The sequence below is a fragment of the Neobacillus drentensis genome (assembly GCF_036962765.1).
Classification (GTDB): domain Bacteria; phylum Bacillota; class Bacilli; order Bacillales; family Cytobacillaceae; genus Neobacillus; species Neobacillus drentensis_C.
On record NZ_JBALOS010000259.1, the window covers coordinates 1 to 9,471 of the forward strand.

At 37.5% G+C, this 9,471-nt stretch carries 9 protein-coding genes; all 9 read right to left on the reverse strand.

Annotated elements, in window-relative coordinates:
• Window positions 1-376 (reverse strand): Hpt domain-containing protein (locus V7137_RS25700; RefSeq protein ID WP_335700704.1); only part of this gene is annotated, 376 nt, incomplete at its 3' end.
• A 256-nt stretch (window positions 377-632) separates the two neighbouring features.
• Entirely contained in the window at window positions 633-2,798 is a 2,166-nt protein-coding gene (locus V7137_RS25705) for a HAMP domain-containing methyl-accepting chemotaxis protein (protein ID WP_335700705.1), read from the reverse strand.
• Window positions 2,799-2,975: 177 nt separating this feature from the next.
• Window positions 2,976-3,377: a flagellar protein gene (locus tag V7137_RS25710; protein ID WP_335700706.1), complete on the reverse strand. Its 402-nt coding sequence runs from the start codon at window positions 3,375-3,377 to the stop codon at window positions 2,976-2,978.
• A gap of 69 nt (window positions 3,378-3,446) precedes the next feature.
• The gene (locus V7137_RS25715; protein ID WP_335700707.1) at window positions 3,447-3,809 is read right to left on the reverse strand and encodes a response regulator; all 363 of its coding nucleotides are present in this window, start codon (window positions 3,807-3,809) and stop codon (window positions 3,447-3,449) included.
• Between the two features lie 49 nt (window positions 3,810-3,858).
• The gene (gene fliY, locus V7137_RS25720) at window positions 3,859-4,983 is read right to left on the reverse strand and encodes a flagellar motor switch phosphatase FliY (protein ID WP_335700708.1); all 1,125 of its coding nucleotides are present in this window, start codon (window positions 4,981-4,983) and stop codon (window positions 3,859-3,861) included.
• Window position 4,984: 1 nt separating this feature from the next.
• Window positions 4,985-5,959 (reverse strand): flagellar motor switch protein FliM, encoded by a 975-nt coding sequence (gene fliM / locus V7137_RS25725; protein ID WP_335700709.1) that lies wholly within the window; start codon window positions 5,957-5,959, stop codon window positions 4,985-4,987.
• A gap of 61 nt (window positions 5,960-6,020) precedes the next feature.
• Complete coding sequence (locus V7137_RS25730; RefSeq protein WP_335700710.1) at window positions 6,021-7,013, reverse strand: flagellar hook-basal body complex protein; 993 nt, start codon at window positions 7,011-7,013, stop codon at window positions 6,021-6,023.
• Window positions 7,014-7,050: 37 nt separating this feature from the next.
• Entirely contained in the window at window positions 7,051-7,488 is a 438-nt protein-coding gene (gene flgD, locus V7137_RS25735; protein WP_335700711.1) for a flagellar hook assembly protein FlgD, read from the reverse strand.
• Window positions 7,489-7,504: 16 nt separating this feature from the next.
• Window positions 7,505-9,268, reverse strand: coding sequence for a flagellar hook-length control protein FliK (locus V7137_RS25740; protein WP_335700712.1), 1,764 nt, complete (start codon window positions 9,266-9,268; stop codon window positions 7,505-7,507).
• Window positions 9,269-9,471 lie beyond the last annotated feature (203 nt).

The following is a 9,471-nucleotide window of genomic DNA, read 5'->3' on the forward strand; positions in this document are numbered from 1 at the left end:
GGGCTTGAATACGTTTTAGTTGTAAAACGACATCCGTTACATTTTCTTTACCATCTCCACCTTGCTCAATGCTGTCTACCATTTTTTCGATTAAATCTACACACTTAAAAATAACATCCATAATTTCTGGAGTGATTGTCAATTTTGAGTTCCGTAATAAATCCAAGACATTTTCCATTTCATGTGTTAATGAGGCTAGGTCATCAAATCCCATAGAACCTGCCATCCCTTTAAGTGTGTGAGCAGAACGAAAGATTTCGTTAACAATCGCTGTATTTTCTGTATCTGATTCAAGGTTCAATAGTTCACCGTTAATTGCCTGGAGATGTTCTTTCGATTCTTCAATAAACATTTCTAAATAATTACTTAAGTCCATTTCAACTTCCCCTCGCTATATAGCATACAAACGTAGTACTAAAGCTTATCAAAATGCTACCCTATAAAAATGCAAATATATCCCTCATCTTAGCATAAATTTTGATATTTATGACTAAATTTTTTGATAGTTTTTTAAGTTTTTGATAGGAGGATTATACATTTTGTTATCCAAGATATTTTTAATAGAAATACTTTAGGGTCGATAGGAAAACGCCTCCGCATACATTGCGAAAGCGTCATCTGAAAAGAGCTATTTAATTTAGTTTCTTAATTTGTGAATTAACATCGGTAATAGCAACTACTACCTCTTGTACTTCTTTGGTCTGCGTTTCAATGCTGAAATTTAACTCTTCAGTTTGTCTTTGAACATTACCAACCTCTAAAGAAATTTCTTGTCCATACCTTGCTTGGTCATTTGTCGCAATCATCATTTGTTGAACCATTTCTTTTATGCTGTTGACATTGCGCACAATCTCTTCGGCTGTCAGTGCCTGTTCTCTTGTTGCATTGGTCACAGAGCTTGATTGGTTGGTCACGTTTTCAACTGCTTCAACAATCGCAGTACTTCCTTTGGCTTGTTCCGAGGTCGCTATTGAAATTTGATGTACCTGGTCCTTTGTATCAATAATGCCTTTTACAATCGCTTCTGCAGTGATTGATTGTTCCTTCGTGGAAAGGGTCATCTCTTCTGCTTGAGTTGTAACACTTTCCACTGCTTTGGTAATGAACTCGCTATTCTTCGTTTGTTCTTCCGTTGCTTTTGCAATCTGATTCATTTCTTCCGTTACTTTTGCTATACCTTCAGAAATTTTCACAATTGCTTGTTGTGTCCTGTCAGCTAATTCATTTCCAATTTTCACTTTATTGGACCCATCTTTGATTGAGGCTACTGCAACCGTCGTTTCATTTTGAATTCCTTTGATTAGGGTTGCTATTTCTTTCGTTGCCTTTGCAGATCTTTCTGCTAATTTCCGTACTTCATCCGCAACAACCGCAAATCCTTTTCCATGGTCTCCAGCACGCGCTGCCTCAATTGCAGCGTTTAGGGCTAACAGGTTCGTCTGATCAGCTATATCATCAATGACCGCCACAATACTACCAATTTCCTCAGAGCTTTTTCCAAGATTTTCCATCACTTTACTTGTTTGATCAATAACCTGCGATATTTCATACATACCGTTTAGTGTCTCATTTAGTGAAATGGTACCTTCATAAGCATCATCTTTAACAGCATTACTTAATTGATTAACAGTTTGCGCACTAGCAGCTACTTGTTTGATCGAACCTATCATTTCCTCGACTGTATCAGAGGTCTGTTCAGCAGTTTCTGTTAAGCTAACCGCACGTTCACTTACTCCCTTAATGGACTGGCTCATTTCTTCAATCGAATCAGAGAACTTTTCAACACTATCACTTACATTGCTAGTACTTACTGCTACTTGTTCAATCGAAGCCATCATTTCTTGAATCGCGGAGGAAGTTTCTTCCGCAGATGCAGCTAAATTATCTGCACTCCCCTTTACCAAATTAATGGAAGCACTCATTTGTTCTACTGCAGCTGAAATTTCATCGACCCCAGATGCAGTTACATTTGTGTTTCCTGCTACCTGTTGAATAGATGCTACGAGTTCGTTGACTGAATCGTTCGCTTTATTCATCGAAACATCTAGTTGATGTGCACCAATAGCTGTTATATCAATTGATTTCTTGATTTCGGTAACAGATTTTGTTGTAGTTTCTGCATTTTTTACAACCCCTGTAACCGTACGATGAATAAGTCGATTGATTAAAAATGAAACTACGATACTGAAAAACATTGCAATTACTGAAACAATCATAATCGCATTGATCGCACTTGATGAATCTTGCTCTGCTTTATCGATGATCGTATCGTTCGTGTTTTTGACACCCTTCGTGAGCCTATCTAGAGAAACAATGGTTTTTCCACCTAGAGAGGTTAATAAAGACATCTGTTCATGAACTTCTTCATAATTATTACTTCTTGATTTCTCATAAAAGGATGGAATATACGCAATATATTTGTCAAAATCTTTACTAAAATCCGATAATAGCTTATTATTTTCATCCGAATGGTTTAGTTTTTCCATTTCTTTTACATTCTTCTTAACCTTTGCAGCCTCTACCTCAATATACTTCTCAAGGTTTTCTTTAACCAATGCCTCTTGCATATATGCATGCTGTGATGCATAAAAACGTATATTGGTTACTTCTTCTTTAATATTACCGATTAATTCTAGTTCAGGTACTTGATTATTACCTAAATCATTCACATTATCACTTAAAATATTGATTTTATTGAGAGATACAAAAGAAATAGAACCTAAAAATAATAAGACGATAATAAAGCTGCCCCATAACTTTATACCCATCGAGACTTTACTTGACGCTTTACTAAACATTACTTACCTCTCCTTTTCCAAATAAAAAATAACACCCTTCATAACATACCAGATATTAGTATATTTTTTTGATTGCTTATCTAAAATTCTTGATAGTTTTTTATATTAGGTTATTTACTAAAAAAGCGAGAGTACTAGGAACCACCGTTTTGGTTCCATTCACATCTCGCTTTTTTTTTATAAGTAATGTGTTATGTAGCCTCCAGCCTTATTACCTTTCTCGTGGCTGTGCTCCTTCTTTTCTTTACCTGTATGTTGATCTAACTGGTTGATCTGTGCCATGCAGCTCTTGCAGGCTTTTCCAGTGCGAATCAAATTTCCACACGTTTCACAGGGATAAGTTAAATTTGGAAAATCCCCCATTATGATTCGTCCAGACAATATAAATTGACGGATTTCAACAACTGAAACCAGTGTTTCATCGCTTACCTCCTGAATAGTGCTGCCAGGATATTCACGAAGATAGGCTGCTACCTTTAGAAAGTTCTCTTCCTGTTTTTGGTAACATTCGTCACATATGTTCCTAATCCGAAGGTAAAGCTTCCTGCATCTTGAACAATTCCCCAGTTGTGGCGCCAAAAGTCCCAACTCCCTTTTTGCCTAATCGTATAAATTAGTACGATCATGAATACGAGTATTGTATGGTTTTTAACTACCCAATACTTTTTTAATAGATTCCATTACCCGGTCTGGTTGGAAAGGTTTCACTACGAAGTCCTTTGCTCCTGCTTGAATCGCTTCTAATACCATAGGCTGCTGCCCCATTGCAGAACACATGATGATTTTAGCCTGCGGGTGAAAAGAACGGATTTCCTTAACGGCCGTAATTCCATCTTTTTCAGGCATTGTAATGTCCATTGTCACAATATCAGGATTAAGTTCCCGATATTTATCGATTGCGTCGTCACCATTTACTGCTTCTCCGACAACCTCCAGCCCATTCTTTGTCAAAATATCTTTCAACATCATTCGCATAAATGCTGCATCATCAACGATTAATACCCTTGCCATAGTTTTCTCCTCCAATATTCAAATGTTGTAATATGTAGTATTTTTATTATTAGTTGGTCATTTTGCTGATACGTTCAATTGGACTAATGATATCTGTAACCCGAACTCCAAAATTTTCTTCAATTACGACCACTTCCCCTTTAGCTACCAGCTTATTGTTTGCTAGTATATCCACAGGTTCTCCAGCCAATTTATCTAATTGAATGACTGCTCCAGGTCCTAATTCAAGAATTTTGCGAATTTGCATTCTTGTACGCCCTAACTCCACCGTTATTTCTAATGGAATATCAAATAACATATCAATATTCCCTGCATAAGAACTACTTGATGGTGCATCAGAAAATGATGCAAATTCGACTTTTTGGACATTTGCACTTGGAGGTGGATTCGTCATGCTATGAGTGACTGATGCTCCATCATAAGATGTAGATGGAATCGATTGTACTGTCGCAGTCTGTTCTTGTACATAATTTACTTGCTTCTCCACCTCGACAGATTTTGTTGCTGGCGGCTCACTAATGGAGAGAATTTTTTCAATCATATCCTTTCCAAAAGATAAAGGTATAAATTGAATCATATTTGAATCAATTAGATTTCCTACCTTTAAACGGAAAGAGATTTCTAAAATAATCTCTTCATCAAGTTCTTTTAGTTTTTTAGGCGGGAAACCAAGTATGTCGATGGTTGGCGGTGAAATATCCACCTTTTGACTGAACATGGTGGACATAGATGTCGCAGCAGATCCCATCATTTGATTCATTGCCTCTTGAACAGCACTTAGATGCAATTCTGAGAGTTCAGGATCAAGTAACGTACCGTCGCCACCCATCATCAAATTGGCAATAATCTTCGCATCATTTTCTTTGATCATCAATAGATTTTTACCACGTATACCCTCGGTATAATCTACGTGTACAGCAACATGCTTTTCACTTATCACTTCTTCTATTCGATCTTGTTCAATCACAGCCACAACAGGTGTCGTTATTTCCACCCGTTGGTTCAGTAAAGAGGATAAAGCTGTGGTGGAACTTCCTAAAGCAATATTCCCAATCTCCCCTAAAGCATCCTGCTCCATAGAGGATAGAAAGTCATCAATCGATAACTCACGCTTTTCATTCATTTGATTAAATAGTGCATTAATCTCATCTTGAGATAGTAACCCCTCGTTCATCCTATATGTCATCTCCTTCAGAGTGGATTGTTTGTTCGATTTGGACTGCATAACGTCCTTTTTGAACGCCTGGGTTACCCAAAAATCTTGTCACTTGATCTACTTTAACCTGAATTTTCCCGGTTTCGATCCCAATTACATCTCCAATCTGAAGGTTGTAGAGTTCGGAAATCGGCAAGGTGGCCCTTCCTAATTCAGCCATTACAGGTACACCAATCGTGTCCAAGTTTTGTTTTATTTTATTTTCCAGCAGGTCAGTTGACTTTGACATCGTCGAAAGCCACTGATGTGTTGATAATTTGGGTAATACGGGCTCCACAATAAGATGTGGAAGGCATAGCGTCATTCTTCCTGTTGTCTCTCCAATCGTTGTATGGAGAGCAATAACAATCACAGTGTCATTAGGAGAAGAAATTTGAACAAATTGCGGATTTGTTTCAATGCCTTCTAATCTTACTTTAATATTTTCGATGTTTTTCCACACGCTTTGATACATATCTGAAGCGCGCGAAAAGATCTTTTGCATAAGAACCGTTTCTATTTCCGTTAAAGTTCCGTTACGGGAAGAAGCCTCCCCCTGTCCTCCCAGTAACCTCTCAATTACTGCGTTGGCTATTTGAGGATTAACTTCCATCACCATTTTTCCATCCATCGGTTTCACTTCAAAAACGTTCAATATGGTACGCGAGGGGATAGACGCGATAAATTCTTGGTAGTTTACTTGATCTACCAGATCAATTTCAATTTGAACAAAGGTTCTGAGTTGAGCTGAAAGATAGGAAGTCAGTAATCGAGTGAAGTTCTCATGAATTCTTGTAATGCTTCTTAGTTGTTCTTTGGAATAACGCATTGCGCGTTTGAAATCATAAAGTTTAACTTTTTCATCCTTAACCGTTACATCGGATGCCTGAATTTCCCCATTATTTAAGGCGGATAGCAGGGCATCAATTTCTTGTTGTGATAATACATCTGCCAAAGGGCTTCCCCCTAACTCTTCCCTGAGTTATCATTCATTTATTTGCTATAAATTAAGAATATTAGCGTTTTAAGTTTACTACTTCTTCTAAAACAGAATCCGCTGTTGTAATTGTCCTTGCATTAGCTTGGAAACCACGTTGTGCGATAATCATCTCAGTAAATTCTTCTGTTAAATCAACGTTTGACATTTCAAGGACACCTGAAACAAGTTGGCCGCCTTTATTTTCTTCGATTCGACCAAAATCAGCAATGCCAGAGTTTCCAGTTTCCTCAAACATTGTATTTCCAACCTTTTTTAAACCACCAGGGTTCGTGACTACAGCCGTAGCTAATGATATATTTTCATTTTGAAGTGCATTGGAATCATTTAAGTAATAGCGGCCATAATTAGGGCTGGCTTGATCCATCACCATGGCTAATTTCCCACTTCTTCCATCCTCGCATACTACGTTTATATAACCATTAGAGTCTATGGAATAAGAAGTGAATTTTAATGGTTCCATTTCATTCCCGTTACTGTCAAGTATCACATTTCCAGCGGCATCACGATTACTTGTTTGATCAACAGAAATGTTAATTGGAACTTGATGAAGTGTTCCAAATGTTCCCGCTGGCGAACCTGCTGGAGGATTTTCCACAGCAACTCCGGTTACATAAAATCCATTGGAATTTACTAGAGTACCATTTCCATCTCTTGTGAAATTACCGGCTCTAGTTAAATAATTGGCTCCACCGTTTGATACGACAAAAAAAGCATCGCCATCAACAGCTAAATCGGTTCCAACGTTTGTTGTCATTGGACTACCAGGTGTGTGAATCGTATCAATGGCCCCAGTTCTAACCCCAAGACCGGTTTGCTTTGGATTTACCCCGCCGTTTTTTCCTGTTGGCGCTGTCGCTCCTGCGATATTCTGGTTAATAATATCTTGAAACATGACGCGATTCTTTTTAAATCCAACTGTATTTACATTGGCAACATTATTTCCGATAATATCCAATTTCGTTTGAAAACCCTTCATACCAGAAACTCCAGAGTAAAGAGACTTTAACATTTTGTGTTCCTCCTAATTATCAATTCCTAAAGTGGGATTATTTTGTTTCAGTTGTAACTTGGTTAATTTCCGTAACGTTTTCCATTGGAATTTTTTCATTACCAACTATATAAAAATAATTACCATCTTGATTTGAAACTCCTGTAACAACACCTGTTTTAGGGGATGTTGCACCAGCAGGTGTCCAGCTTACCTCTTTGCCAATCACTGCAGCATACTGATTCATTTGACTGCCTGCAAATTTATCAAACGCCTTATTCAGGTTCGTCATTTGTTCTAAGGAGCTAAAAGTTGCCATTTGTGCAATAAAGTCTTTATCCTGTAATGGACTAGAAGGATCTTGATGTGCCAATTGCGTTGTCAAGATTCGTAGGAAATCATCTTTTCCAAGCACGCTTTTTTGTTCATATGGTTTGACATTATTATAGATGGAGTTATTTTTAGAAACCGTTGTAACATCGATCCAATTACTCATATATCTTAGCTCCTTTCTATGCAGTGAAATCGATACGGGAGGTTGGCTTATGAGCTGCCACGCCGTAGGTAATCGATACACTCTCCCGCTCTCTTTCTTTTTGTTCACTCGATTCGTTTTGTTCTTTTGAACCATCCTGCGCTGAGGTAAAGGTTCGCTGGTCACGAGATGAATGGGAGGATCCATCTTGAGAAAATGATAATCCAGTTTGACCAAGATCGGCTGGTGCCGGGGATTGCTGTAAAATATCCAGTTTTTGCACCAGAATCCCTGATTGCTGAAGTGCTGCTCTCAAGTGTTGCAACTGTCCTTCTAACAACTCTTTAGCTTGTGGAGTATCGGTCAATATTTCAGCTGAAATCTGTCCGTGCTGCGAATTAACTTTGATCTCAATATGACCTAAATGTTCAGGATACAATGAGAACTTAGCTTCTGTGCTTCCTGACTGACCGTTAGAAATCTTCATATTTCGGGCCATCCACTCACTCAATTCGGGAGCAAACTCGGACATGGTAAGCTGTGGTAGATTTGATGCTGCCTCTGTCAGATTATTGGTGGCTTGCTGTTGATGAATGGCCATTAGTGGCTGTCCACTTACCTTGGTCATGTCATCTATTTGTGTAGTTCGTGGAGACCGTTCCACCTTAGTAAATTCAGGAACACGGCTAACGGATTGTATAACGGATGAGAAAATCACTTGATTTTTATCCAAACTCAGGAGAGGTTTCGATTGACTTAAAGTGGTTTGCTCTATTTCATTTAGCTTTAATCCGTTTTTATTGAACTCACTACCAGACAATGTCGTTCCATCGGTTTCGCTCATTGAATTTAATTCATTCGAAATTATTTGAATTTTTTCTTTAATACTATCTGGTACTTTCAAGGATTCGCTTTCTATTTTTGAGACTATATCACAAATGATCGGGATTAATTCTTTAAAATCAATCAATTTCTGTTGATCTATCCCTTGTGCCACTTCCTTACGATCCTCTGGTAAAAAATTTAGAGGTGTACTTTTTGTAATGGAATTGTCTGAAGATTGTCGTCCGCCCGTTGAAAAATCAAAATCTAGCTGTGATTCCTGAGATTGCTGCATTTGCTGAATTCTAGCAGCTAAAACAGTTAAAATTGCATCTATTTTTCCCCAGTCTTCTTTATTCTCGTCCACAATTCCATCTTGAGTGATTTCAATACTATTATTGGGCAAAGTGGATTGAGGCTCTTCTAGTACCATCGATCCCTTTACGGTTATTTCCGCATTTTTATTCATTAGGCTAGTATTGGGCAAGCTGGATTGAATCTCTTCTAGAATCATCAATCCCTTTTCAGTTACATCTCCACTTTGATGCATCAGGCTGGATTTTATGTCTTTCAACCTCAAAGGACCATTTTTAGTGATTTCTGCACTGAGTTTCATTAAGGTAGATTTAATGTCTTCTAGACTTATGTAATTAAATAATTCTTCTAATCTGGCAGATTCACTTTTAGTCGCTATTGTACTGGATTTCATCGAATCGGTTATGACACTTTCATAATGGCTATCTACCAAAAGCCCTGATATATCTTTCGATTCACTTATTTTCAACGGCTCAGGCACGTTTTGGAAAGATGGTGTATCTAACTGTCCGTCTTTTTTATTTGATTGACCTAAAGAATTAAACATCGCTAATATCTGTCCGAAGGAATTAACTGGGTCTTCTGCTAGAGAGGCTGTCTTGGGTTTTCCCTCGTTTAACGATTTAGTTTGATTGATTTTGATATTATTTTGTCTAATATCCAAACACATTTCCCCCTCAACAATTTGATACATAACCTCAATTAATCAACATTATACCTTATTCACATGTATTCGTCATGAAAAATTTCTATAACAAAAATGATTATTTTTGTTACCCAAAAATTACTTTTTGATAGATTTTGTTTAGAAGATTTCAAAAAATCATAAAATAAAAAACAGGAAGTATAATATCACTACCTGTTAGT